At 53.6% G+C, this 22860-nt stretch carries 29 protein-coding genes; all 29 read left to right on the top strand.

All coding sequences use genetic code 11. The annotated features are described in order from the left end of the window. Nucleotide 1 precedes the first annotated feature (1 nt). The 29 genes from rplA (at nucleotide 2) to rplO (ending at nucleotide 22804) form a co-directional block, all read left to right on the top strand. Entirely contained in the window at nucleotides 2–694 is a 693-nt protein-coding gene (gene rplA / locus GM557_RS06940) for a 50S ribosomal protein L1 (RefSeq protein ID WP_155573639.1), read from the top strand. A gap of 260 nt (nucleotides 695–954) precedes the next feature. Continuing rightward, nucleotides 955–1479 (top strand): 50S ribosomal protein L10, encoded by a 525-nt coding sequence (gene rplJ, locus GM557_RS06935; RefSeq protein ID WP_099026839.1) that lies wholly within the window; start codon nucleotides 955–957, stop codon nucleotides 1477–1479. 60 nt (nucleotides 1480–1539) lie between these two features. Then, the gene (gene rplL, locus GM557_RS06930; protein WP_155573638.1) at nucleotides 1540–1917 is read left to right on the top strand and encodes a 50S ribosomal protein L7/L12; all 378 of its coding nucleotides are present in this window, start codon (nucleotides 1540–1542) and stop codon (nucleotides 1915–1917) included. 226 nt (nucleotides 1918–2143) lie between these two features. Next, a complete protein-coding gene (gene rpoB / locus GM557_RS06925; protein WP_155573637.1) occupies nucleotides 2144–6310 on the top strand; it encodes a DNA-directed RNA polymerase subunit beta in 4167 nt (1388 codons plus the stop codon). 82 nt (nucleotides 6311–6392) lie between these two features. After that, nucleotides 6393–10709: a DNA-directed RNA polymerase subunit beta' gene (gene rpoC, locus GM557_RS06920; RefSeq protein WP_155573742.1), complete on the top strand. Its 4317-nt coding sequence runs from the start codon at nucleotides 6393–6395 to the stop codon at nucleotides 10707–10709. A 320-nt stretch (nucleotides 10710–11029) separates the two neighbouring features. Further along, nucleotides 11030–11401, top strand: a complete 372-nt coding sequence (gene rpsL / locus GM557_RS06915) for a 30S ribosomal protein S12 (protein WP_023979007.1) — start codon at nucleotides 11030–11032, stop codon at nucleotides 11399–11401. 12 nt (nucleotides 11402–11413) lie between these two features. Then, nucleotides 11414–11890: a 30S ribosomal protein S7 gene (gene rpsG / locus GM557_RS06910; protein WP_099026835.1), complete on the top strand. Its 477-nt coding sequence runs from the start codon at nucleotides 11414–11416 to the stop codon at nucleotides 11888–11890. A gap of 105 nt (nucleotides 11891–11995) precedes the next feature. Further along, the gene (gene tuf / locus GM557_RS06905) at nucleotides 11996–13186 is read left to right on the top strand and encodes an elongation factor Tu (protein WP_155573636.1); all 1191 of its coding nucleotides are present in this window, start codon (nucleotides 11996–11998) and stop codon (nucleotides 13184–13186) included. A gap of 112 nt (nucleotides 13187–13298) precedes the next feature. Then, the gene (gene rpsJ, locus GM557_RS06900) at nucleotides 13299–13607 is read left to right on the top strand and encodes a 30S ribosomal protein S10 (protein ID WP_018980179.1); all 309 of its coding nucleotides are present in this window, start codon (nucleotides 13299–13301) and stop codon (nucleotides 13605–13607) included. Between the two features lie 10 nt (nucleotides 13608–13617). Beyond that, nucleotides 13618–14301: a 50S ribosomal protein L3 gene (gene rplC, locus GM557_RS06895; RefSeq protein WP_155573635.1), complete on the top strand. Its 684-nt coding sequence runs from the start codon at nucleotides 13618–13620 to the stop codon at nucleotides 14299–14301. A gap of 5 nt (nucleotides 14302–14306) precedes the next feature. Next, nucleotides 14307–14921 (top strand): 50S ribosomal protein L4, encoded by a 615-nt coding sequence (gene rplD / locus GM557_RS06890; RefSeq protein WP_099026832.1) that lies wholly within the window; start codon nucleotides 14307–14309, stop codon nucleotides 14919–14921. Nucleotides 14922–14962: 41 nt separating this feature from the next. Further along, on the top strand, nucleotides 14963–15259 hold the full coding sequence (locus GM557_RS06885; RefSeq protein WP_196424622.1) for a 50S ribosomal protein L23: 297 nt from the start codon (nucleotides 14963–14965) through the stop codon (nucleotides 15257–15259). An 18-nt stretch (nucleotides 15260–15277) separates the two neighbouring features. Next, a complete protein-coding gene (rplB, locus tag GM557_RS06880; protein ID WP_155573633.1) occupies nucleotides 15278–16108 on the top strand; it encodes a 50S ribosomal protein L2 in 831 nt (276 codons plus the stop codon). Between the two features lie 16 nt (nucleotides 16109–16124). After that, nucleotides 16125–16403: a 30S ribosomal protein S19 gene (rpsS, locus tag GM557_RS06875; protein ID WP_043557836.1), complete on the top strand. Its 279-nt coding sequence runs from the start codon at nucleotides 16125–16127 to the stop codon at nucleotides 16401–16403. Nucleotides 16404–16405: 2 nt separating this feature from the next. Continuing rightward, nucleotides 16406–16831 carry a 50S ribosomal protein L22 gene (gene rplV, locus GM557_RS06870; protein ID WP_155573632.1) on the top strand — a complete coding sequence of 142 codons (426 nt, stop codon included), beginning with the start codon at nucleotides 16406–16408 and terminating at the stop codon, nucleotides 16829–16831. Nucleotides 16832–16834: 3 nt separating this feature from the next. After that, a complete protein-coding gene (gene rpsC, locus GM557_RS06865; RefSeq protein WP_155573631.1) occupies nucleotides 16835–17512 on the top strand; it encodes a 30S ribosomal protein S3 in 678 nt (225 codons plus the stop codon). Nucleotides 17513–17569: 57 nt separating this feature from the next. Further along, nucleotides 17570–17986 (top strand): 50S ribosomal protein L16, encoded by a 417-nt coding sequence (gene rplP / locus GM557_RS06860; RefSeq protein ID WP_099026827.1) that lies wholly within the window; start codon nucleotides 17570–17572, stop codon nucleotides 17984–17986. A gap of 2 nt (nucleotides 17987–17988) precedes the next feature. Next, nucleotides 17989–18225 carry a 50S ribosomal protein L29 gene (rpmC, locus tag GM557_RS06855; RefSeq protein WP_099026826.1) on the top strand — a complete coding sequence of 79 codons (237 nt, stop codon included), beginning with the start codon at nucleotides 17989–17991 and terminating at the stop codon, nucleotides 18223–18225. 13 nt (nucleotides 18226–18238) lie between these two features. Beyond that, the gene (gene rpsQ / locus GM557_RS06850; RefSeq protein ID WP_077396236.1) at nucleotides 18239–18514 is read left to right on the top strand and encodes a 30S ribosomal protein S17; all 276 of its coding nucleotides are present in this window, start codon (nucleotides 18239–18241) and stop codon (nucleotides 18512–18514) included. A 12-nt stretch (nucleotides 18515–18526) separates the two neighbouring features. Next, nucleotides 18527–18895 (top strand): 50S ribosomal protein L14, encoded by a 369-nt coding sequence (gene rplN, locus GM557_RS06845; RefSeq protein ID WP_043557844.1) that lies wholly within the window; start codon nucleotides 18527–18529, stop codon nucleotides 18893–18895. Further along, nucleotides 18895–19215: a 50S ribosomal protein L24 gene (rplX, locus tag GM557_RS06840; RefSeq protein ID WP_155573630.1), complete on the top strand. Its 321-nt coding sequence runs from the start codon at nucleotides 18895–18897 to the stop codon at nucleotides 19213–19215. The genes rplN and rplX overlap by 1 nt, the downstream gene beginning before the upstream one ends. Before the next feature lie 10 nt (nucleotides 19216–19225). After that, on the top strand, nucleotides 19226–19792 hold the full coding sequence (rplE, locus tag GM557_RS06835; protein WP_155573629.1) for a 50S ribosomal protein L5: 567 nt from the start codon (nucleotides 19226–19228) through the stop codon (nucleotides 19790–19792). Between the two features lie 130 nt (nucleotides 19793–19922). Then, nucleotides 19923–20228 carry a 30S ribosomal protein S14 gene (gene rpsN, locus GM557_RS06830; RefSeq protein WP_155573628.1) on the top strand — a complete coding sequence of 102 codons (306 nt, stop codon included), beginning with the start codon at nucleotides 19923–19925 and terminating at the stop codon, nucleotides 20226–20228. A 13-nt stretch (nucleotides 20229–20241) separates the two neighbouring features. Then, a complete protein-coding gene (gene rpsH, locus GM557_RS06825; protein ID WP_099026822.1) occupies nucleotides 20242–20640 on the top strand; it encodes a 30S ribosomal protein S8 in 399 nt (132 codons plus the stop codon). A 9-nt stretch (nucleotides 20641–20649) separates the two neighbouring features. Continuing rightward, nucleotides 20650–21186 (top strand): 50S ribosomal protein L6, encoded by a 537-nt coding sequence (rplF, locus tag GM557_RS06820; RefSeq protein ID WP_099026821.1) that lies wholly within the window; start codon nucleotides 20650–20652, stop codon nucleotides 21184–21186. Beyond that, complete coding sequence (gene rplR, locus GM557_RS06815; protein WP_099026820.1) at nucleotides 21186–21548, top strand: 50S ribosomal protein L18; 363 nt, start codon at nucleotides 21186–21188, stop codon at nucleotides 21546–21548. The genes rplF and rplR overlap by 1 nt, the downstream gene beginning before the upstream one ends. Nucleotides 21549–21560: 12 nt before the next feature. Further along, complete coding sequence (gene rpsE / locus GM557_RS06810) at nucleotides 21561–22130, top strand: 30S ribosomal protein S5 (protein ID WP_099026819.1); 570 nt, start codon at nucleotides 21561–21563, stop codon at nucleotides 22128–22130. Continuing rightward, on the top strand, nucleotides 22123–22314 hold the full coding sequence (gene rpmD, locus GM557_RS06805) for a 50S ribosomal protein L30 (protein WP_155573627.1): 192 nt from the start codon (nucleotides 22123–22125) through the stop codon (nucleotides 22312–22314). The genes rpsE and rpmD overlap by 8 nt, the downstream gene beginning before the upstream one ends. Before the next feature lies 1 nt (nucleotide 22315). Beyond that, nucleotides 22316–22804 carry a 50S ribosomal protein L15 gene (gene rplO / locus GM557_RS06800; RefSeq protein WP_155573626.1) on the top strand — a complete coding sequence of 163 codons (489 nt, stop codon included), beginning with the start codon at nucleotides 22316–22318 and terminating at the stop codon, nucleotides 22802–22804. The last annotated feature ends 56 nt before the right edge of the window (nucleotides 22805–22860 follow it).

The raw sequence follows: 22860 nt of genomic DNA, 5'->3' as shown, positions 1-22860 counted from the left end.
AATGGCTAAAAACAAACGTATTGCTGCTCTGCGCGCTAAGGTTGATAGCGAGAAGCTCTATTCCCTGAATGAGGCTGTAGCTCTGGTAAAGGGCAATGCAACCGCAAAGTTTGATGAGACGGTCGAGTTCGCGATCGGGCTGGGCGTTGACCCTCGTCATGCTGACCAGATGGTCCGCGGTTTGATCTCCCTACCGCATGGCACAGGTAAAACATTGCGCGTTGGTGTGTTTGCCCGTGGGCCGAAAGCGGAAGAGGCGCAGGCTGCTGGGGCTGAGGTTGTCGGTGCTGAGGATTTGGCCGAGAAGATTCAGGCTGGTGAGATTGAGTTCGATCGCTGCATCGCAACACCGGATATGATGGCTCTGGTCGGGCGTTTAGGTAAGATTCTTGGTCCGCGTGGTTTGATGCCGAACCCGCGCCTAGGCACCGTGACAATGGATGTAAAGGGCGCGATTGAAGCCGCTAAGTCCGGTCAGGTGGAATATCGCGCTGAGCGTGCTGGTATCGTGCATGCTGGTGTTGGTAAGGCTTCCTTCTCCGAGTCTCAGTTGGCCGAGAACGTGAAGGCCCTTGTTGATGCACTCCAGAAGGCTCGTCCTACTGGTGCAAAAGGGACTTACCTGAAAAAAGCTTCCCTTTCTTCCACAATGGGGGTAGGGGTACGCGTTGACCTTTCCAGCTTTGAAGGCTGAATGAGGTTGTAAGGAATCGCCATCCTTCGGGATGGTGCTGAGCGGTGATGAGCCGCTCTTTTCCTGTCCAAGAGCGCATGTGGGGTATCCCCTTGAAGCTAAAGTAGCGCAGGCGTGAGACGGGTAGAACGTATTTTACCTCTGGGTATGGTGCGGTCTTCTCATCATGGACAGGCGAGCGGGCTTTGTTCTGCCATTGCGTGGGGCAGGGCCTATGGGTAACCTGGTTCGAGATAATCGGACTAACGAGGAGACAGGTTTTGGACCGTACGGAAAAACGGGCCTTTGTCGAGTCCCTCAGTAAAGTGTTCGGCAGCACCTCCATGGTTGTCGTCACCCAGAATCTGGGTCTGACGGTGGCTGATGCGACAGAGCTGCGCCGGAGCATTCGTGCTGTGGGTGCGACATATAAGGTTGCGAAGAACCGGCTGGTCAGCCGGGCTCTGGATGGGACCCAGTTCGACGGTATTGCGCCGCTATTTAAAGGCCCGACGGCCATTTCTTGGTCGGATGAGCCGGTTGGCGTGGCGAAGGTACTTGTCGAGTTCGCCAAGAAGAATGACAAGCTGGTGGTGCTTGGTGGTGCCCTTGGTAACCAGACGCTGGACGTCAATGGTGTCAAGGCTCTGGCTGAGCTTCCATCTTTGGACGAGCTGCGTGCACAGCTGGTGGGTATGATCAGTACCCCAGCAACGCGCATTGCAGGCGTCACCCAAGCTCCGGCTGGGCAGCTTGCTCGCGTTCTTGGTGCCTATGCCAGAACAGGCGACACAGAAGCCGCTTAATGAACAAGGTGGCTCGCATGTGTGTGGCTGCCTAACTTACATATCTTAGAGGATATTATCATGGCCGATTTGGCAAAACTGGTTGACGAACTCTCCGCTCTCTCCGTTCTGGAGGCTGCTGAGCTTTCCAAACTTCTGGAAGAGAAATGGGGCGTTTCCGCTGCTGCTCCGGTTGCTGTTGCTGCAGCTGCTCCGGGTGCTGCTGGTGGCGAGGCTGCTGCTGACAAGACCGAGTTTGATGTTGTGCTGGCTAAGGCTGGTGACAAGAAGATCAACGTCATTAAGGAGATCCGCGGCATCACAGGTCTGGGCCTGAAGGAAGCTAAGGAGCTGGTTGAAGGCGCGCCGAAGACCATTAAGGAAGGCGCAACCAAGGAAGAAGCTGAGAAGATCAAGAAGGCTCTTGAAGAGAACGGCGCATCTGTCGAGATCAAGTAAGAGTTTAATCCTGGCGGCCCCCTCTCAGGGGGTCGTTGGAGCGCGTGGGCGGGTGCTTTGTTGTGCCCGCCCCATTTGCCGTTGACAGGAAGTTTGCTTATAGTAGGCACTCCGTCACGCGTCATAGAGTAGGGGTAAGCCAGCCGTTCAAGTCGTCTGTCGTCTCTATTAAGAGGCATGGGACTAACACGGACGACTTGAAGGTCTGGTTCAGAGGCAGGATAAGATGGCGATCACAAAATCCTTCACAGGGCGTAAAAGGATCCGCAAAAGCTTCGGGCGTATTCCCGAGATTGCGCCGATGCCTAATTTGATTGACGTGCAGCGGGCTTCATATGAAGCATTCCTGCAAATGAATGTGCGCCCCGATAGCCGCGAGGCAGCGGGCCTTCAGGAGGTTTTTCGCTCCGTTTTCCCAATTCATGATTTTGCTGGGCGTGGTCGGTTAGACTTTCAGTATTATGAGTTTGAGGAGCCGAAATATGATGTGGAAGAATGCATCCAGCGCGGGCTAACTTATGCTGCTCCGCTGAAGGTCATTCTGCGTCTAACAACATGGGATATTGATGAGGATACAGGGACACGCTCCATTCATGACCTGAAGGAGCAGCCGGTCTATATGGGCGATATGCCGCTCATGACAGATAACGGCACCTTTATCATCAACGGGACCGAGCGCGTCATTGTTTCGCAGATGCATCGTAGCCCCGGCGTGTTCTTTGACCATGATAAAGGCAAGACACATTCTTCCGGTAAATATCTCTTTGCAGCGCGTATTATCCCCTATCGTGGCTCTTGGTTGGATTTTGAGTTCGATGCGAAGGATATTATCCATGTCCGTATCGACCGTAAGCGCAAATTGCCTGTCACTACGTTGCTTTATGCCTTAGAGGGAGAAAATTACCTCAAGGCGCGTGAGGCCAAATTGGCTGAAGGTGGCGATGTTGATGCGCTAGAAGTCACGGGGATGGATGAGGATGAAATCCTCGCTAACTTCTATGGCACGGTGCCCTTCACGCGCATGGGGAGTGAGTGGGCGCGTCCGTTTGACCCAGAGGCTTTTCGTGGCATTAAGCTGCTCAGCCCGCTCGTGGATGCGGATACGGGTGAGGTCGTTGCAGATGCCGAGACAAAGCTAACAGCGCGCGTTGTTCGTAAAATTGCTGAAAAGACCCGCGTTGTGCAAGTTGGGCGGTTGGATATTCTGGGCCGCTTCATCGCTCATGACCTCGTCAATGAAAAGACGGGTGAGATCTACGCGGAAGCCGGCGAGGAGCTTACGGAAGAAAAGCTTGCCGAGCTGGAAGAGCTTGGCCTAACGGAGCTGCCCGTTCTTGCCATTGATGGTACGCATGGCCCGTGGGTTCGTAATACGCTTATGGCGGATAAGAACACCACGCGTGAGGAGGCGTTGATCGATATTTATCGCATCATGCGCCCCGGCGAGCCGCCGACCCGTGAGACGGCGGAGGCTATGCTGCGTGGTTTGTTCTTCTCGCAGGATCGTTACGACCTCTCTGCTGTTGGCCGTGTGAAGATGAACATGCGGCTGGATGTGGATGCGCCTGATACGCTGCGGACGCTGCGTAAAGAGGATATCCTACGCACGGTTAAGATTCTGTGCGACTTGAAGGATGGACGTGGTCAGGTTGATGATATTGATAACCTGGGTAACCGCCGCGTCCGCTCCGTTGGGGAGCTGATGGAGAATCAATATCGCATCGGCTTGCTGCGGATGGAGCGTGCTATCCGTGAGCGGATGGGCTCTGTCGATATTGATACCGTCATGCCGCATGACCTCATCAATGCGAAACCGGCTGCGGCTGCTGTGCGTGAGTTCTTCGGTTCTTCCCAGCTTAGCCAGTTTATGGACCAAACCAACCCGCTCTCTGAGGTAACGCATAAGCGGCGTCTCTCCGCTCTTGGGCCGGGCGGGTTAACGCGTGAGCGCGCAGGCTTTGAGGTTCGTGACGTTCATCCAACGCATTATGGTCGTATCTGCCCGATTGAGACGCCAGAAGGGCCGAATATTGGTCTGATTAACTCCCTGGCGACTTACGCAAAGGTCAATAAATACGGCTTTATCGAGACGCCTTATCGTCTGGTGAAGGATGGTGTCTTCCAAGATGGTTGGAAGTATCTTTCCGCGATGGAAGAAGAGCGTCTTTTGGTGGCGCAAGCGGATGCTAAGCAGAGCAATAACCGCTTGACTGATGAGCTTGTTGCTGTGCGTCAGACGGGTGATTTCCGCCTCGTAGCCCCGGAGCAAGTCACGGCGTGTGACGTCTCACCAAAGCAGCTCGTCTCTGTTGCGGCGGCGTTGATTCCGTTCTTGGAAAATGACGATGCGAACCGTGCGCTCATGGGTTCAAACATGCAACGTCAGGCCGTGCCTCTGGTGCGCGCGGATGCGCCGCTCGTGGGTACGGGGATGGAAGGGCCTGTCGCACATGATTCTGGGGCGACCATCATCGCTAAACGTGGCGGTGTGGTGGACCAGCTCGATGGTGCGCGTATTGTTATCCGTGCCACGGATGAACAAGGCGCAACGCAAGGTGTGGATATTTACCGCTTGCGGAAATATATGCGCTCCAACCAGTCCACATGCTTGAATCAACGTCCACTAGTGCGGGTTGGGGATCAAGTTGTGGCAGGGGACATCATCGCAGATGGTCCTTCTACCGAGCTTGGGGAGCTGGCTCTGGGGCGTAACGTTCTCGTGGCCTTCGTGCCGTGGAATGGGTACAACTTCGAGGATTCGATCCTGATTTCCGAGCGTATTGCGCGTGATGACATCTTCACTTCAATTCATATTGAAGAGTTTGAGGTCATGGCCCGTGATACAAAGCTGGGGCAGGAAGAAATTACGCGTGATATTCCCAATGTCGGGGAAGAAGCCCTGCGCAACCTTGATGAAGCTGGCATTGTTTATGTTGGAGCCGAGGTTAATCCGGGCGATATCCTCATCGGTAAGGTGACACCAAAGGGTGAAAGCCCGATGACGCCGGAAGAAAAACTTCTGCGTGCCATCTTTGGTGAGAAAGCCTCCGATGTGCGCGATACGTCTCTGAAGCTTCCGCCGGGGACAAGCGGCACAGTGGTTGATGTGCGCGTCTTCTCCCGCCGCGGGGTGGATAAAGATGAGCGCGCCATGGCGATTGAGCGTTCCGAGATTGAGCGTCTCGCTAAGGACCGTGACGATGAGCGCGGGATTCAGGAGCGTAGCTTCTATAACCGTCTTAAAGAGCATCTGATTGGCCAAGAGGCTGCGGCTGGCTTTAAGGGGATTCGTGCAGGTACGCCTATCACGGCGGAGCTGCTTGCTGAGCACCCACGTACAACATGGCGTAACATTCCGGTTGCTGATGTTGCGACTATGGCGCAGCTTGAGACATTATGTCGTGAGTTTGATGATGCTGTTAAGCGCATCAATTATCGCTTCGATAATAAGGTCGAGAAGCTTCAGCGTGGTGATGAGCTGCCGCCGGGTGTGATGAAGATGGTTAAGGTCTTCATTGCGGTGAAGCGTAAGCTTCAGCCGGGTGATAAAATGGCCGGTCGTCATGGTAATAAGGGTGTGGTCTCCCGCGTTGTGCCGGTTGAGGATATGCCCTTCCTTGAGAATGGCCAGCCTGTTGACCTGCTATTGAACCCTCTTGGCGTGCCATCGCGTATGAATGTGGGGCAGATTTTGGAGACCCATCTCGGATGGGCCTGTGCCAATATCGGCCAAAGCATTGGTGCAATGGTAGATGAATATCAGCGCACGGGTGAGAAACGGCAAGAGTTGTTGGACAAGCTGAAAGATGTCTATGGGGAGGAAATCTTCAAAGAAGACATCGCCAGCATGGATAACAACCAGCTGATTGAACTTGCCAATAACCTGCGTAAGGGTGTGCCGATTGCTACCCCAGTCTTCGATGGGGCATCTATCCCTGATATTGAGGGAATGCTGAAGAAGGCTGGTGTGAGCGAGACGGGGCAGTCCCAGTTGATTGATGGGCGGACGGGTGAAGCGTTCGAGCGTCAATCCACCGTTGGTTACATCTATATGCTGAAGCTGCATCATCTTGTTGATGACAAGATTCACGCACGTTCGATTGGTCCTTACTCGCTGGTCACCCAGCAGCCGCTTGGTGGTAAGGCTCAGTTTGGTGGGCAGCGTTTCGGGGAGATGGAAGTTTGGGCATTGGAGGCTTACGGGGCGGCTTATACGCTTCAGGAAATGCTGACAGTGAAATCCGATGACGTCTCCGGCCGTACAAAGGTGTATGAGGCGATTGTTCGGGAGCAGGATGATTTTGAAGCAGGTATTCCAGAAAGCTTCAACGTCCTTGTGAAAGAACTGAAGTCGCTTGGTTTGAATGTCGAGCTTGAGCAGGGGGGGCTGTGAGGGCAGTGCTTTCCGCTCCTTCTTCATTGTTCATGTTTAACGTGCCGGCGGTATGTCGTTCGGCACAATGGGGTTTCGGCAAATGAACGATCTCATGAAGATTCTCGGTCAGTCTGGGCAGTCAGGCACGTTTGACCAGATCCGTATTCAGCTTGCTTCGAGCGAGCAGATTCGGTCTTGGTCTTATGGCGAGATCAAAAAACCAGAAACGATCAATTACCGGACGTTCAAGCCAGAGCGCGATGGTCTTTTCTGTGCGCGCATTTTTGGTCCGACTAAGGATTATGAATGTCTGTGCGGTAAATATAAGCGGATGAAGTTCCGCGGGATTATCTGCGAGAAATGTGGCGTAGAGGTCACCTTAGCCAAGGTGCGGCGCGAGCGGATGGGTCATATCGATCTAGCCTCGCCGGTGGCTCATATTTGGTTCCTCAAGTCCCTTCCTAGCCGTATTGCCACAATGCTGGATTTGCCGCTCAAAGATGTTGAGCCCGTCCTGTATTTTGAGAAGTTCTTGGTGCTGGATAAAGGGGTTTGTGAGTCCGACCAAGTCGAATCTTACAAGCATGGCAAGCGTCGTGATCAATATTTGCTGGATGAAATCCGCTGCGAAGAATTGATGGATGAGTTCGCTGATGATGGTCTGGATGTCGGCATCGGGGCGGAGGCGATTAAACGTGCGCTCTCCAGCTATAATTGGGGTCTTCCCAATGCTGAGGAAGCCGAGCTAAGCCGCGCGGCAAAGGAGCGGGGCGAGGCGGATCCCTTCGATTACGATGCAGATGTAATGGAAGGCGATTCGGAAAAGACCATCATGCGCAAGAAATTGCGTAAGGCGACATCCGAGGCAGCGCGTAAGAAGCTCGTCAAACGCTTGAAGATGGTGGAAGCCTTCGTGGAGAGCGGGGCTAAGCCGGAATGGATGATTCTGGACATTGTGCCGGTGATTCCGCCGGAGCTGCGCCCCCTCGTGCCACTGGATGGCGGGCGTTTTGCAACATCCGACCTCAATGATTTGTATCGCCGTGTTATCAACCGTAATAACCGTCTAAAACGCCTCATTGAGCTTCGTGCGCCCGATATTATCGTGCGTAACGAAAAGCGTATGCTGCAAGAGGCGGTGGATGCGCTGTTCGATAATGGTCGCCGTGGACGTGCCATTACCGGGGCGAATAAACGGCCGTTGAAGTCCCTTTCTGATATGCTGAAAGGGAAGCAAGGTCGTTTCCGTCAGAACCTTCTTGGTAAGCGCGTGGACTATTCTGGTCGTTCCGTCATTGTGGTGGGGCCGGAGCTGAAGCTGCATCAATGTGGTCTTCCTAAGAAGATGGCTTTGGAGCTGTTCAAGCCGTTCATCTACTCCAAGTTGGAGAAGTACGGGCACGCAACGACCATTAAAGCCGCTAAGCGTATGGTCGAGAAGGAGCGGCCGGAAGTGTGGGATATTCTTGAGGAAGTTATCCGCGAGCATCCGGTGATGTTGAACCGTGCGCCAACGTTGCACCGTCTGGGGATTCAGGCCTTCGAGCCGAGCCTCGTAGAAGGCAAGGCGATTCAGCTTCATCCGCTCGTTTGTACTGCTTTTAATGCGGACTTTGACGGTGACCAAATGGCCGTGCATGTGCCTCTCTCCCTAGAGGCGCAGCTAGAGGCACGCGTGTTGATGATGTCTACCAACAACATCCTCAGCCCTGCCAATGGTAAGCCCATTATTGTGCCGTCTCAGGACATTGTGCTTGGCCTGTATTATCTGAGCCTTGAAGTGCCAGAATACCGCCTCACACCCGATGAAGCAGAGATTAAGGATGGCAAGGTCGTTAAAGCTGGGCCGCCTGCTTATGCAGCGGTTGCCGAGATTGAGGCCGCTCTGCTTGCTGGTGCATTAAAGCTGCATGATAAGATTCGTCTGCGCTTGGATGTGCAGGATGAGGAGGGCAAGTCCGTCCGCCAGACGGTGCTTACAACCCCTGGTCGTGCTTTGATTGCTCAGATTCTGCCCAAGAATCCGGCTATTCCTTTCAGCTTGATTAACCGTCAGCTGACGAAGAAGCTGGTTTCCGACGTGATTGATACGGTGTATCGTCATTGTGGGCAGAAGGAAGCGGTTATCTTCTGTGACCGTCTGATGGCTCTTGGTTTCCGCCATGCTGCGAAGGCCGGTATTTCCTTCGGTAAGGACGACATGATCGTCCCAAGTGAGAAGGCAACCTTGGTTGCCAAGACGACCGAGGAAGTAAAGGAGTTCGAGCAGCAATATCAGGAAGGTCTGATTACCGCTGGCGAGCGTTACAACAAGGTGGTGGATGCGTGGTCGCGCTGCACGGACGAGGTGCAGGCCGCCATGTTGAAGGAAATCTCCAAGCAAGTGCCGGGTAAGCCCACTAATTCTGTGTGGATGATGAGCCATTCTGGGGCTCGTGGGTCACCAGCACAGATGAAGCAGCTTGCCGGTATGCGTGGCCTGATGGTGAAGCCATCAGGTGAGATTATCGAACAGCCGATTGTTGCTAACTTTAAAGAAGGTCTGTCGGTTCTCGATTACTTCACCTCGAGCCATGGTGCGCGTAAGGGTCTTGCCGATACTGCGCTTAAAACAGCGAACTCCGGGTATCTTACCCGCCGTCTGGTCGATGTGGCGCAGGATTGCATCATTATCGAAGCAGATTGCGGCAGTGAGCGTGGTTTGGTTGTTCGTGCCGTGATGGATAGCGGTGAGGTTGTAGCCTCCTTGGCAGAGCGTGCTCTGGGGCGGACCTTGGCGAAGGATGTCGCTCATCCTATGACGGGTGAAGTGCTGCTGGAGCGTAACCGCCTGTTGGATGAGGCGGATGTCGAGCGGCTTGAGGAAGCAGGGATCGAGGCGGTTGAGATTCGTTCCGTTCTCACCTGCGATAGTCAGGCTGGCATCTGCGCCCATTGCTATGGGCGTGACCTTGCTCGTGGTACAGCAGTGAATATCGGTGAGGCTGTGGGTGTAATTGCCGCTCAATCCATTGGTGAGCCTGGTACGCAGCTTACGATGCGGACCTTCCATATTGGTGGTGCGGCGACCCGTGGTGCGGAGCAATCCATGGTGGAAGCCTTCCGTGATGGTAAGGTGACCATCCGCAACCGCAATGTGGTGCAAAACTCACAGAATGTTCCTGTAGTGATGTCCCGTAACTGTGAGATCCTGCTTATTGATGAGACCGGGGCAGAGAAAGCCCGGTATCGTGTGCCTTACGGGGCGCGCTTGATGGTCTCGGAAGGGCAGGAGGTAAAGCGCGGTGATAAGATGGCTGAGTGGGATCCTTACACCCTCCCCATCATCACCGAGCAAGCTGGTACGGTGGAGTATCAAGACCTGATCGACAGTATCACACTGGTTGAGCGGGTTGACGAAGTCACCGGCCTAACCTCTCGCGTGGTTGTGGACTACAAACAAGCCGCGAAGGGTGTGGACCTACGGCCTCGCTTGCAGTTGAAGGACGCTCAAGGGAATGTGGTTCGTCTTGCCAATGGTAATGAGGCTCGCTACTTCCTCTCTCCCGACAGTATTCTCTCGGTAGAGAATGGGGCAGAGGTTCATGCGGGTGACGTGCTGGCCCGTATCCCGCGTGAAGGATCTAAAACGCGTGATATTACCGGTGGTCTACCGCGCGTGGCAGAGCTTTTTGAGGCACGCCGTCCGAAGGACCATGCGATTATTGCAGAAGGTGATGGTCGTATTGAGTTCGGCAAGGACTATAAGGCTAAGCGTTGTGTCATCGTGCATAATGATGAAACAGGCGAGCGAAAAGAATATCTGATTCCTAAGGGCAAGCATATTTCCGTTCAGGAAGGTGACTTTGTTCAAAAGGGTGACCCGCTGGTGGATGGCCCCCGTGTTCCGCATGATATTTTAAAAGTCATGGGGATGGAGGCTCTGTCTGACTATCTCGTTAATGAGATTCAGGATGTTTACCGCCTGCAAGGTGTGAAGATTAACGATAAGCATATCGAAGTAATCGTCCGCCAGATGTTGCAGAAGGTTGAAGTTCTGGAGCCGGGTGATTCCACTTACCTTATTGGTGAAACAGTGGATCGGATTGAGTTTGAGCGCGATAATAAAGCTCTTCTGGAGCAAGGGCGTGAGCCAGCAAAGGCGATGCCGATTCTTCAGGGGATTACCAAAGCATCGTTGCAAACGCAGTCCTTTATCTCGGCGGCTTCCTTCCAAGAGACGACACGCGTGCTTACAGATGCTGCTACATCAGGCAGAATCGACACGCTTGGCGGCTTGAAGGAGAATGTGATTGTCGGTCGTTTGATCCCCGCAGGGACAGGCGGTGCTATGCGGCGGTTGCGTAGTCTGGCAGCCGATCAGGCTCCGACACAGCTCCCTAAAGGGCTGGATGAGGTGGAGGACGCCGCAGAGTAAGGATTCTGGATGTTTAAGCCTCTCTGTTGGTACAGAGAGGCTTGACAGTGAGGCCAAGCCCTCTTAGGGTTCGCGCTTCAGACAGTTCCCGCTTGTTAAGGTGAAGGAATCGTCCCAGAGTAAAAAATAGCGTCTGGCACTACTTCCGTTTCTGTAAGAAAGGGGTTAAGTCCAGAGGCAAGTCGCTACGGGAGGAGGAGTCTCTCCTTCTCTTCGGTGCAATTGTGCGAGACAGGCGGTTCAGCCGCGTGTCGGTTAGAACGGAATGTCGTGGTGGGAATGTCTCCCACCAGCATATGGACAAGGATTGGGAAGGGCGCATGCCGACCATCAACCAGTTGATCGCAAAGGGCCGTGAGCCGGCCGCAAAGCGGAACAAGGTTCCTGCTCTGCAGGGATGTCCGCAGAAGCGTGGTGTTTGCACACGTGTTTATACTGTAACGCCGAAGAAACCGAACTCCGCCCTGCGTAAGGTCGCCAAGGTGCGTCTGACCAACGGGTATGAGGTGGTGAGCTATATTCCTGGTGAAGGGCATAACCTTCAGGAGCATAGTGTTGTTCTTATCCGCGGTGGTCGCGTGAAGGATCTTCCCGGTGTGCGTTACCACATTCTACGTGGTGTGTTGGATACGCAGGGTATCGCAAAACGTCGTCAGCGTCGTTCGTTGTATGGCGCGAAGCGGCCGAAATAAGGGGTATTTGGAATGAGTCGCCGTCATCGCGCTGTTAAGCGTGAGATCCTTCCCGATCCAAAATTCGGAGATGCCGTCATTACGCGCTTTATGAATGCGCTTATGTATGATGGTAAGAAATCTACTGCCGAGCGCATCGTTTATGGAGCACTTGAAGTGCTGCGTAAGCGTGGTGGGTCCAGCGCGGACCCAGTGGCTATGTTCCACTCGGCATTGGATAATGTAAAACCGGCCGTTGAGGTCCGCTCCCGTCGTGTCGGCGGTGCGACCTATCAGGTTCCGGTAGAGGTTCGTGCAGAACGCCGTCAAGCTCTGGCTATTCGCTGGTTGATTGATGCGTCCCGCAAGCGTGGTGAGAACACCATGCAGGACCGTCTTTCCAATGAGTTGATGGACGCGGTGAATAACCGCGGCGCAGCCGTCAAGAAACGGGAAGACACGCACCGCATGGCTGAAGCCAATAAGGCATTCAGTCATTATCGCTGGTAATTTTACCAGCTAAGGCTTCTGGTCACTATCTGCTTGCAGGGTGGCCAGCATGAAGTTTCAGTCATACCTTTGGCCCTTGCCGGGTCAAGGTTTTGGAGAGAGACGATGGCAAAGGCTAAATTTGAGCGTACTAAGCCGCATGTTAACATCGGCACGATTGGTCACGTTGACCATGGTAAAACCACGCTGACGGCTGCAATCACAAAGACACTGGCTGAGACCGGTGGTGCAACCTTCAGTGCTTATGATCAGATCGATAAGGCTCCTGAAGAGCGCGCTCGTGGTATTACGATTTCCACAGCGCACGTTGAGTATGAGACGGATAACCGTCACTACGCTCACGTGGACTGCCCCGGTCACGCTGACTATGTGAAGAACATGATCACTGGTGCGGCGCAGATGGATGGTGCCATTCTGGTTGTGTCCGCTGCTGACGGCCCAATGCCGCAGACACGTGAGCACATCCTTTTGGCTCGTCAGGTCGGTGTGCCGGCTCTGGTTGTCTTCTTGAACAAAGTTGACCAGGTTGACGATCCAGAGCTTCTGGAGCTGGTGGAGATGGAAGTTCGTGAGCTTCTGTCCTCCTACGACTTCCCTGGCGATGATATCCCCATCGTGAAGGGTTCCGCTTTGGCAACTCTGGAAGATGGTGATCCAGCCCAGGGTAAGGAAGCTATCCGTGAGCTGATGAAAGCTGTTGATGCTTACATCCCGCAGCCTGAGCGTCCGGTTGATCGTCCCTTCTTGATGCCGATTGAGGACGTGTTCTCCATCTCTGGTCGTGGTACCGTTGTGACGGGCCGTGTCGAGCGTGGTGAAGTCAATGTTGGTGACGAGGTCGAGATCGTTGGTCTTCGTCCGACCACAAAAACAACAGTTACGGGCGTTGAGATGTTCCGTAAGCTGCTGGATCGTGGTGAGGCTGGTGATAACATTGGTGCGCTGCTCCGTGGTACGAAGCGTGAAGATGTTGAGCGCGGTCAGGTTCTGGCTAAGCCGGGTACAATTACCCCGCACAGCAAGTTCAAGGCTGAGGCTTACATCCTGACGAAGGAAGAAGGTGGCCGTCATACGCCGTTCTTCACTAACTATCGTCCGCAGTTCTATTTCCGTACGACGGACGTGACAGGTGTTGTTACATTGCCGGAAGGCACCGAGATGGTGATGCCGGGTGATAATGCTACCATGGATGTCGAGCTGATTGCTCCGATTGCTATGGATGAAGGCCTCCGCTTCGCTATTCGCGAAGGTGGCCGTACAGTGGGTGCCGGCGTGGTGGCTTCCATCAGCGCCTAAGGTCCGACTGGTTTTGAATATGGAACCCCGGTCGAATTTTTTCGGCCGGGGTTCCATTTCTAAATAAAATGCAGTAGGACAGCATCCGGTTTAGTAAGGATGAAGTGAAATCATGGACGACCAGAACATCCGCATTCGCCTTAAAGCGTATGATCATCGCGTGTTGGATAACAGCACAAAGGAGATTGTGAATACGGCGAAGCGTACGGGTGCGCGGGTACGGGGGCCAATCCCTCTGCCGACGCATATTGCCCGGTTTACTGTGAATCGTTCACCGCATGTGGATAAGAAAAGTCGCGAACAGTTCGAAATGAGAACACATCGCCGCTTGCTCGACATTGTCGAGCCGACTCCGCAGACCGTGGACGCCCTCATGAAGCTCGACCTCGCCGCTGGCGTTGATGTCGAGATTAAACTCTAAGGTCCAGACGATGCGTACCGGATTGATTGCAAAAAAGCTGGGGATGACCCGGCTCTTTAAAGAAGACGGCACACATGTGCCGGTGACGGTGCTGCACCTTGATAATGTCGAGGTTGTGGATGCCCGCACAAAAGAGCGTGATGGCTATACGGCTGTTCAGCTTGGTATGGGTGCGGCAAAAACAAAGCACGTTACAAAAGCGAACCGTGGGCACTTTGCCCGTGTGAAGGTTGAACCCAAGAAAAAGCTGGTCGAGTTCCGCGTGGCAGAAGATGCCGTTCTGGAATCAGGGACGAAGCTTTCTGCTGCTCATTTTGTTGTGGGTCAGAAGGTGGATGTTACTGGCCGCAGTAAAGGTAAAGGTTTTGCTGGTGTTATGAAACGCCATAACTTTGCCGGGTTGGAAGCCACACATGGTGTGTCTATTAGTCACCGCTCTCACGGCTCTACAGGCCAACGCCAGGATCCTGGTAAGGTCTTTAAGGGCAAGAAGATGGCTGGTCACCTTGGTGATAAGCGGGTGACAACACAAAACCTCGAAATTGCTGCTGTGGATGAGGAGCGTAACCTGATTATGGTGCGCGGTGCTATCCCAGGTGCCAAGAACAGTGTTGTTCTGGTTCGCGATGCAATCAAGAAGGCCCGCAATGCGGACGCGCCCTATCCGGCTGCGACCGTAGGGGCCGCCGGGTGAGGGATATGGAATACGATATCAAAACCCTCGATAACGGGAGTGCAGGCAAAGTCGCACTGCCGGAAGAGATTTTCGGGATTGTCCCCCGCAAGGACATTATGGCCCGTGTTGTGAACTGGCAGCTCGCTAAGCGTCGTGCTGGGACGCATGCAACGCGCGGCATGGGTGCTGTTTCTGGTACGACAAAAAAGCCGTACCGCCAAAAGGGAACAGGCTCTGCTCGTCAAGGCTCTTTGAGAGCACCGCAGTTCCGTACTGGTGGTGTGGTTCATGGGCCGGTTGTGCGCGATCATGGCTTTGATTTGCCTAAGAAAGTGCGCCGTCTTGGTTTGCGGTCTGCTGTTTCTCAGAAAGCGTCTGAAGGTAAGTTGATCATCCTTAAAGACCTCTCTGGTGTTGAGAAGACACGCGATGCAGCGGTTCGTCTAAAGGCTCTCGGTTGCTCTTCTGCTTTGATTGTTGATCAAGTAGCCGACCAGCCTTTCGCGCGCGCAATTTCCAACCTGCCGAAGATTGATCTTCTGCCTACGGTTGGGGCGAATGTTTATGATATTCTCAAGCATGATGTGTTGGTAATTACCCACGCTGCTCTTGAGGGTCTCAAGGAGCGTCTGGCATGACAACAAAAACTGTTTTGAATGCCCGTAAGGCCGCAGCAAATCTGTCTCAAGAGGCTCTGTTTGATGTTCTGCGTGCGCCGGTGATTACGGAGAAGGCAACATTGCTCTCCGAAAAGAATCAGGTTGTTTTCAAAGTTGCTTTGGAAGCTACTAAGCCGCAGATTAAGGTCGCTGTTGAGGCACTCTTTAAGGTGAAGGTTGCTGGTGTCAGCACTTTGGTCCAAAAGGGTAAAGTGAAGCGAGTTAAGGGTCGTCCAGGTCGCCGTTCTGATGTCAAGAAGGCGTATGTTCAGCTTGCTGAGGGTCAATCGATCGACCTTACAGCGAAGCTTGGTTGACGCGCGGGGTAAAAAACTATGGCATTGAAGCACTTTAATCCCACGACACCAAGCACTCGTGGTACCGTGCTGATTGACCGGAGCGAGCTTTGGAAAGGCAAGCCCGTCAAGCAGTTGACGGAAGGTAAAAACAAGACTGGTGGTCGCAATAATTACGGGCGTACGACTGTGCGCTTCCGTGGTGGTGGGCATAAGCAGTCTTATCGTTATGTTGATTTCAAGCGGCGTAAGTTTGATGTTGCTGCGACGGTTGAGCGTCTGGAATATGACCCTAACCGCACAGCCTTCATCGCACTCATCCGTTATGAAGATGGTGAGCTGGCCTATATTCTGGCTCCTCAGCGTGTGAAGGCTGGTGATCGTGTGATTGCAGCTCATCATGCTGATGTGCGCCCAGGGAATGCTATGCCGCTGGCATCTATGCCGGTGGGGACCATCATTCATAATATCGAGCTAAAGCCGGGTGCTGGTGGTAAGCTTGCCCGCTCTGCTGGGAATTATGCTCAGCTGGTTGGTAAGGATGCTGGTTACGCGCAGATTAAGCTGCAATCTGGTGAGCTGCGTATTGTGCGCGGTGAGTGCATGGCAACGGTTGGTGCTGTGTCTAATCCGGACAACATGAACCAGCATTTCGGTAAGGCTGGTCGCCGTCGTTGGATGGGTCGCCGTCCGCATAACCGCGGTGTGGTTATGAACCCTGTTGACCATCCACATGGTGGTGGTGAGGGGCGTACGTCCGGTGGTCGTCATCCTGTGACACCTTGGGGTGTACCGACAAAGGGTTACAAGACGCGTACCAACAAGAAGACGGACAGCCTGATTATCCGTCGTCGTAAAACTGGTAAGTAAGAGAGGGGCATAGAAGATGGCACGTTCCGTCTGGAAAGGCCCGTTCGTCGACGGGTATCTGTTTGGTAAGGCTGAAAAGGCTCGTGCATCGGGCCGGAACGAGGTGATTAAGATTTGGTCACGTCGTTCTACCATCCTGCCGCAGTTTGTCGGGCTGACGTTCGGCGTCTATAATGGTCAGAAGTTCCTGCCTGTGCAGGTTACGGAGCATATGGTTGGTCATAAGTTTGGGGAGTTTTCTCCGACCCGTACTTATACCGGTCATGGTTCCGATAAGAAATCGAAGCGAGGCTGAGCATGAGTAAGCCTAAGCATATCCGTACCTTGGCTGATACAGAGGCGCAGGCAGTTGCCCGCAATATTCGTGTTAGCCCGCGTAAGTTGAACTTGGTTGCTGCGACGATTCGTAATCAGCCAGCTGATAAGGCTATTGCTGCGTTGACATTCTCACGCCGCCGCATTGCCCAGCAGGTGAAGAAGGCTCTTGAGAGTGCCGTCGCTAACGCAGAAAATAATCATCAGCTTGATGTCGATAAGCTGGTGGTGAAAACTGCCGAGGTTGGCAAGTCGATTGTGATGAAACGCTTCCATGCTCGTGGCCGTGGTCGGTCTGCACGTGTTGAGAAGTTTTTCAGCCACCTGAAGATTGTTGTTGCTGAGCGCGCAGAGGCTGTTGAAGCCCCCAAAGCTAGCAAGAACTCCAAAGAGCAGAAGGCAGCCTGATCTATGGGACATAAGGTTAATCCGATCGGGCTGCGGCTCGGTGTCAATCGTACATGGGATAGCCGCTGGTATGCAGGTGGGGATTATGCCCGCCTCCTCCATGAGGACTTGAAGCTACGCGCTTTCTTGCGTAAGAAGCTTTCTGGTGCTGGCGTTGCCCGTGTTGTTATTGAGCGTCCAGCGAAAAAACCGCGTGTGACGATTTATGCTGCGCGTCCTGGTGTGATTATCGGTAAGAAGGGGCAGGACATTGATGCCCTGCGTAAGACCCTTAGCCGCATGACCAAGGCCGATGTTGCTCTGAATATCGTTGAGATTCGCAAGCCAGAAATTGATGCCACTCTGGTAGCGGATAGCATTGCGCAACAGCTGGAGCGTCGTGTAGCGTTCCGTCGTGCGATGAAGCGGTCCATCCAGTCTGCTATGCGTCTGGGGGCTCAGGGTATTCGCATCACATGTAGTGGGCGTCTTGGCGGTGCTGAGATTGCTCGTGATGAGCAGTATCGTGAGGGTCGCGTTCCGTTGCATACATTGCGTGCGGACATCGATTATGGAACTTCTACAGCGCATACCACTTACGGTTCTTGTGGGGTGAAGGTCTGGATCTTTAAAGGTGAGATTCTGGCTCATGACCCAATGGCTCAGGACCGTCGTGCTGCGGAGCAGGCTCCCCAGCGTTAAGGGGCGGGGGTCTCCCCGTCTTTTAATCTGCGGTGCTTGATGTGAGGATAGAAAATTATGCTTTCTCCAAAGCGGACAAAGTTTCGTAAGGCCCATAAGGGCCGTATTCATGGCTTGGCTAAGGGCGGTACGCAGCTGAATTTTGGTGCGTATGGTCTAAAAGCCTTGGAGCCGGAGCGTATTACTGCGCGTCAAATTGAGGCATCTCGTCGTGCGATTACACGTGCGATGAAACGTGCTGGGCGTGTTTGGATTCGTATTTTTCCGGACACTCCGGTCTCGACAAAACCGGCAGAAGTGCGTATGGGTTCCGGTAAGGGTAACCCTGAGTACTGGGCAGCCCGTGTAAAGCCGGGACGTATCCTATTCGAGATCGAAGGGGTGCCACCGGAGGTTGCTCGCTTGGCTCTTAGCTTGGCAGCTGCGAAGTTGCCGATTAAGACCAAGTTCATTCAGCGTATCGGGGAGGCTTGAGAATGGCTGAAACGACCTATAAGGTTGCTGATCTGCGCGCCAAGAGCGAGGATGAGTTGAAGACTCTTCTTGTAGATTTGAAGCGTGAGCAGATTAACCAGCGTTTCGCTGCGGCCACAGGCCAGTCCGAAAATAGTAGCCGTGTTAAGATTGTGCGTCGTGCTGTCGCGCGTATCAAAACATTGCTGAACCAGTCGAAGAACCGCGCGGGCGCAAAAACGTCCGCCGCAAAGTCCTGAGAGGAGACGGACGATGCCAAGGCGCGTCCTGACAGGGCGGGTGACAAGCGATAAGATGGACAAGACGGTAACCGTTCTTGTCGATCGTCGCGTGATGCATCCGCTCTATAAAAAGTTTATCCGCCGTTCCAAAAAGTATGCAGCGCATGATGATGCTAACGCATGCAAGATTGGTGATGTGGTGCGTATTGTTGAGTGCGCACCGCTTTCCAAGCGCAAGACATGGACGGTCATTTCCCGCAATGGAGTCGATGTTGCTGAGGCTGCATCGTCTTCTGTCGGCGCATAAGGGGGTAGACAGATGATTCATCCCGAGACCAACCTAGACGTGGCTGATAATTCTGGTGCGCGTCGGGTGCAGTGCATCAAGGTGCTGGGCGGCTCCAAGCGGAAGACCGCCTCGGTCGGCGACATCATTGTCGTATCCGTTAAAGAGGCGATTCCGCGTGGTAAGGTGAAGAAAGGTGACGTCCATCAGGCCGTTATCGTGCGTACATCTTACCCGGTGCGCCGCGCCGATGGTTCCGCCATTCGCTTTGATCGGAATGCCGCTGTGTTGCTGAATAAGCAGCAGGAGCCGATTGGCACGCGTATCTTTGGCCCGGTTGTTCGTGAGCTGCGTGCACGCAAGTTCATGAAGATCATCTCCCTTGCTCCGGAGGTGTTGTAATGGCTGCACGTATTAAAAAAGGTGATAAAGTCCTCGTTTTGACAGGTCGCTCCCGTGGTGTGCAGGGGGAAGTTCTTTCTGTTCTGCCTAAGGCGGAGAAGGCTGTTGTGCGTGGGGTTGCTATCGCGAAGCGTCATACGAAGCCGAATCGTATGGGCGAAGGTGGCGGTATTGTTGAGCGTGAAATGCCTGTTCATCTCTCCAATCTAAAGCTGATCGACCCGAAAAGTGGTAAGCCAACACGTGTTGGTTTCCGTGTTCTGGAAGATGGTCGCAAAGTCCGTGTTGCTAAAGTAACCGGCGAAGTGATCGAAGGCTGAGGAGCGAACGATGAGCGATAAAAAAGGTACCGTTCTGCCTCGTTTGCAGCAGGATTATCAGGACAAGCTTCGCGCTAAATTGCGTGAGCAGTTCGGATATAAAAGCGACATGCAGATTCCCAAGCTTGAGAAAATTGTCTTGAACATGGGTGTCGGTGAAGCCGCTGCTGACCAAAAGAAGCTTGACGCTGCTGTTGAGGAAATGGCTCTGATTTCTGGTCAGAAGCCTGTAAAAACAGTGGCTCGTAAGGCTGTTGCGGGGTTCCGCATTCGTGAGGGGCTGCCGATTGGATGTAAGGTCACGTTGCGTAAGGCTCGTATGTACGAGTTCTTGGATCGTCTTGTGACGATTGCTATGCCGCGTATTCGTGACTTCCGTGGTCTTCCGGCGAATAAAGGCTTTGATGGCCGTGGTAATTTTGCCATGGGTCTGAAAGAGCAGATTGTATTCCCGGAAATTGATTATGACAAAGTTGATGACATCCGTGGGATGGACATTATCTTTGTGACGACGGCAAAAACGGATGAAGAAGCAAAAGCTCTTCTGAAGGCATTTGATCTGCCGTTTGTGTCCTAAGCGACATTTTTTCGTATCAATCGCGGAAAAGAGATTTTCCCCCTTCACATGAGGGGGGAGTTTCCGTTACAGTTCCGTTGATTGGAAAACCGTCGGGATGGGCCCGACAGGTTCCGGGAGAAGATTCGAGATGGCGAAAATCTCTGCGGTAAACCGTAATAATCGTCGTGCTGCTATGGCGCAGCGTGATCGTGAAAAGCGGACCGCTCTTAAAAATACAATTAAGGATCGCTCTCTTTCTATGGAAGAGCGTTTCGAAGCGACACTGAAATTAGCGAAGTTGCCGCGCAATGGCTCTCAGACCCGCGTGCGTTTGCGTTGCAAGCTTACTGGTCGTTCTCGTGGGAACTACCGTAAGTTTGAGCTGTGTCGTATTGCACTGCGCGACTTGGCGTCTACGGGGCAAATCCCCGGCATGGTTAAGTCCAGCTGGTAAAAGGGTAGTCTGAATGTCTATGTCTGATCCATTGGGTGATATGCTCACCCGGGTCCGTAACGCTCAGCGTGCCCGCCATGCTGCTTGCGTTGCTCCGGCCTCCAAATTGCGCGCTAGCGTGCTTGAGGCATTAAAGCGCGAAGGATATATTCGCGGTTATACGACTGAGGAGGTCCGTAAGGGTATCTCTCAGTTCCGTATTGAGTTGAAATATAGCGATGGCCAGCCTGTGATTCGTGAGATTCACCGTGTTTCTCGTCCGGGGCGTCGCGTATATTCCAAGATTAAAGAGTTGCCCCGCGTTTATGCTGGTTTGGGTGTTTCTATCCTTTCCACTCCGCGTGGCGTTCTTTCAGACGTTGAGGCTCGTGCTGCCAATGTTGGTGGCGAGGTCCTCTGCCGCGTCTTCTAAGGAGGGAATATGTCTCGCGTAGGTAAATATCCTATTGAGCTCCCCGCCGGGGTTGAGGCGGTTGTCAAGGACGGCATGTTTTGCGTCAAAGGCAAACGTGGTGAGCTGAGTGTGCCAGTATCTTCATTTGTTGATGTGAAGATTGCGGATGGTAAGATTACTGTCTCTCCTCTAGGGGGGCGTACGCCGCGTAGCTGGACGATGTGGGGGACATCTCGCGCTGTGTTTGCAAACATGGTGAAGGGTGTTTCTGAGGGTTTCCAGAAAGGGCTTGAGATTCAGGGGACGGGTTTTCGTGCTGCTGTTCAGGGTTCCAATCTGGTGATGAATCTTGGTTTCTCACATGATGTGGTCTATCCGATCCCATCTGATGTGAAGATTACGACACCGCGTCCGACAGCCATTTTGGTTGAGGGTAACGACAAGCAGCGCGTTGGTCAGGTAGCTTTGGATATCCGCAGCTTCCGTAAACCTGAGCCTTATAAGGGCAAGGGTGTTCGTTATGAGACCGAAGTTCTGCGTCAGAAAGAAGGTAAGAAGAAGTAATGGCATCGCTGCAAGGATTGCAGGAGCGTCGCCGCAAGCGGTTGCGTTTCCAGCTTCGTCGCAAGAGCGGCGGCCGGCCGCGTTTGTCGGTCTTCCGTTCTAGCAAGAATATCCACGTTCAAGTCATTGATGATGCGCGTGGGGTTACACTGGCCAGTGCGTCTACGCTTGAGAAAGCTGTTCGTGAAGCCGGTAAAACCGGTGCGAATATCGCAGCCGCTTCCGTCATTGGTAAGCTGGTTGCAGAGCGCGCTGTTAAGGCTGGGGTCAAAGAGGTTGTGTTCGACCGTGGCTCCTATCTCTATCATGGCCGGGTGAAAGCCCTGGCAGAGGCTGCCCGTGAGGGCGGGCTGTCTTTCTAAGGAGGATCACACATGGCACGTGAGCCAAGAGAAGGCGGCCGTGGTGGTCGTGAGCGTGAGCAGGGTGATGAGCTTGTTGATAAGCTTGTAACCATTAATCGCGTTGCAAAAGTTGTTAAAGGCGGTCGGCGTTTTGCCTTTGCTGCTCTGGTTGTTGTTGGCGACCAGAAAGGGCGCGTTGGGTATGGTGCAGGTAAAGCCCGTGAGGTGCCTGAGGCCATTCGTAAGGCGACAGAGCGTGCACGCCGTAACATGATTCGCGTTCCGATGAAGGAAGGCCGTACGCTGCATCATGATGCAGTGGGGCGTTTTGGGGCTGGTGAGGTTGTTGTACGTGCTGCTGAAGCGGGTACAGGGATCATTGCTGGTGGGCCAATTCGTGCTGTCTTCGAGAGCTTGGGTGTAAGCGATGTTGTCGCAAAAAGCCTAGGGACACGGAACCCGCACAATATGATTAAGGCTGCATTTGACGCCCTGGAGCGTGCAAGTAGCCCGCGTCAGGTTGCGGCACGTCGTGGTAAGAAGACATTCGAGCTGTTTGGCCGCCGTGAGCAGTCAGAGACGGAGGCTGCTAATGTCTAAGACAAAAGGTAAGACTATCCGGGTGACGCAGATCGCTTCTGTGATCGGCTCCAAGCCGGGTCAGGCGGAAACGGTCAAGGGGCTGGGCCTTCGTGGTATCGGTTCCAGCCGTGAGTTGGAGGATACGTCCTCCGTCCGCGGGATGATCCGCAAGGTGTCCCATCTGGTAAAGGTGGAGGCTTGATATGAACCTGAATGAATTGCGTGATAACGCTGGGGCTCGCTACCGCAAAAAGCGTCTTGGGCGTGGTATCGGCTCTGGTAAAGGCAAGACCTCTGGTAAGGGCCATAAGGGTCAGAAAGCACGTTCCGGCGTAGCGATTAATGGCTTTGAGGGTGGTCAGTTGCCGATTTATCGTCGTATGCCGAAGCGTGGCTTCGTCAATATTTTCCGTAAGGAATATGCGGCGGTTAATCTTGGTGCTGTCAGTAAGGCTCTGGAAGCTGGTAAGCTTTCTGCTGGTGCGCCTATTACCGAGGACGTGTTGCGTCAAGCTGGGCTTATTGGTAGCCGTAAGGTTGCTGGTGTGCGTCTTTTGGCCAAGGGCGAGCTGTCTCAGGGTGTGAACTTTGAGGTCTCCGGGGCGTCTGCAGCAGCGGTAGCTGCGGTAGAGAAAGCCGGTGGCTCTGTGAAGGTTCTTGCCGTTAAGAAGGAAGCTCAGGCTGAGGCTTGAGTTTGCTTACCCAGTAAGCTGGGGTGACAGTGAACAAATGAGCAGCGTCCCGTACG

Source organism: Bombella sp. ESL0385 (assembly GCF_009725755.1).
Classification (GTDB): domain Bacteria; phylum Pseudomonadota; class Alphaproteobacteria; order Acetobacterales; family Acetobacteraceae; genus Bombella; species Bombella pollinis.
The sequence above is the reverse complement of the archived record's forward strand: the minus strand, read 5'-3'. Positions and strand labels throughout refer to the sequence as shown.

Bases quoted from the DNA above. Each gene is read 5' to 3' on its own strand.
- rplA (WP_155573639.1), top strand. From the start codon at position 2: ATGGCTAAAAACAAACGTATTGCTGCTCTGCGCGCTAAGGTTGATAGC.
- rplL (WP_155573638.1), top strand. From the start codon at position 1,540: ATGGCCGATTTGGCAAAACTGGTTGACGAACTCTCCGCTCTCTCCGTT.
- rpoB (WP_155573637.1), top strand. From the start codon at position 2,144: ATGGCGATCACAAAATCCTTCACAGGGCGTAAAAGGATCCGCAAAAGC.
- rpoC (WP_155573742.1), top strand. From the start codon at position 6,393: ATGAACGATCTCATGAAGATTCTCGGTCAGTCTGGGCAGTCAGGCACG.
- rpsL (WP_023979007.1), top strand. From the start codon at position 11,030: ATGCCGACCATCAACCAGTTGATCGCAAAGGGCCGTGAGCCGGCCGCA.
- rpsG (WP_099026835.1), top strand. From the start codon at position 11,414: ATGAGTCGCCGTCATCGCGCTGTTAAGCGTGAGATCCTTCCCGATCCA.
- tuf (WP_155573636.1), top strand. From the start codon at position 11,996: ATGGCAAAGGCTAAATTTGAGCGTACTAAGCCGCATGTTAACATCGGC.
- rpsJ (WP_018980179.1), top strand. From the start codon at position 13,299: ATGGACGACCAGAACATCCGCATTCGCCTTAAAGCGTATGATCATCGC.
- rplC (WP_155573635.1), top strand. From the start codon at position 13,618: ATGCGTACCGGATTGATTGCAAAAAAGCTGGGGATGACCCGGCTCTTT.
- rplD (WP_099026832.1), top strand. From the start codon at position 14,307: ATGGAATACGATATCAAAACCCTCGATAACGGGAGTGCAGGCAAAGTC.
- rplB (WP_155573633.1), top strand. From the start codon at position 15,278: ATGGCATTGAAGCACTTTAATCCCACGACACCAAGCACTCGTGGTACC.
- rpsS (WP_043557836.1), top strand. From the start codon at position 16,125: ATGGCACGTTCCGTCTGGAAAGGCCCGTTCGTCGACGGGTATCTGTTT.
- rplV (WP_155573632.1), top strand. From the start codon at position 16,406: ATGAGTAAGCCTAAGCATATCCGTACCTTGGCTGATACAGAGGCGCAG.
- rpsC (WP_155573631.1), top strand. From the start codon at position 16,835: ATGGGACATAAGGTTAATCCGATCGGGCTGCGGCTCGGTGTCAATCGT.
- rplP (WP_099026827.1), top strand. From the start codon at position 17,570: ATGCTTTCTCCAAAGCGGACAAAGTTTCGTAAGGCCCATAAGGGCCGT.
- rpmC (WP_099026826.1), top strand. From the start codon at position 17,989: ATGGCTGAAACGACCTATAAGGTTGCTGATCTGCGCGCCAAGAGCGAG.
- rpsQ (WP_077396236.1), top strand. From the start codon at position 18,239: ATGCCAAGGCGCGTCCTGACAGGGCGGGTGACAAGCGATAAGATGGAC.
- rplN (WP_043557844.1), top strand. From the start codon at position 18,527: ATGATTCATCCCGAGACCAACCTAGACGTGGCTGATAATTCTGGTGCG.
- rplX (WP_155573630.1), top strand. From the start codon at position 18,895: ATGGCTGCACGTATTAAAAAAGGTGATAAAGTCCTCGTTTTGACAGGT.
- rplE (WP_155573629.1), top strand. From the start codon at position 19,226: ATGAGCGATAAAAAAGGTACCGTTCTGCCTCGTTTGCAGCAGGATTAT.
- rpsN (WP_155573628.1), top strand. From the start codon at position 19,923: ATGGCGAAAATCTCTGCGGTAAACCGTAATAATCGTCGTGCTGCTATG.
- rpsH (WP_099026822.1), top strand. From the start codon at position 20,242: ATGTCTATGTCTGATCCATTGGGTGATATGCTCACCCGGGTCCGTAAC.
- rplF (WP_099026821.1), top strand. From the start codon at position 20,650: ATGTCTCGCGTAGGTAAATATCCTATTGAGCTCCCCGCCGGGGTTGAG.
- rplR (WP_099026820.1), top strand. From the start codon at position 21,186: ATGGCATCGCTGCAAGGATTGCAGGAGCGTCGCCGCAAGCGGTTGCGT.
- rpsE (WP_099026819.1), top strand. From the start codon at position 21,561: ATGGCACGTGAGCCAAGAGAAGGCGGCCGTGGTGGTCGTGAGCGTGAG.
- rpmD (WP_155573627.1), top strand. From the start codon at position 22,123: ATGTCTAAGACAAAAGGTAAGACTATCCGGGTGACGCAGATCGCTTCT.
- rplO (WP_155573626.1), top strand. From the start codon at position 22,316: ATGAACCTGAATGAATTGCGTGATAACGCTGGGGCTCGCTACCGCAAA.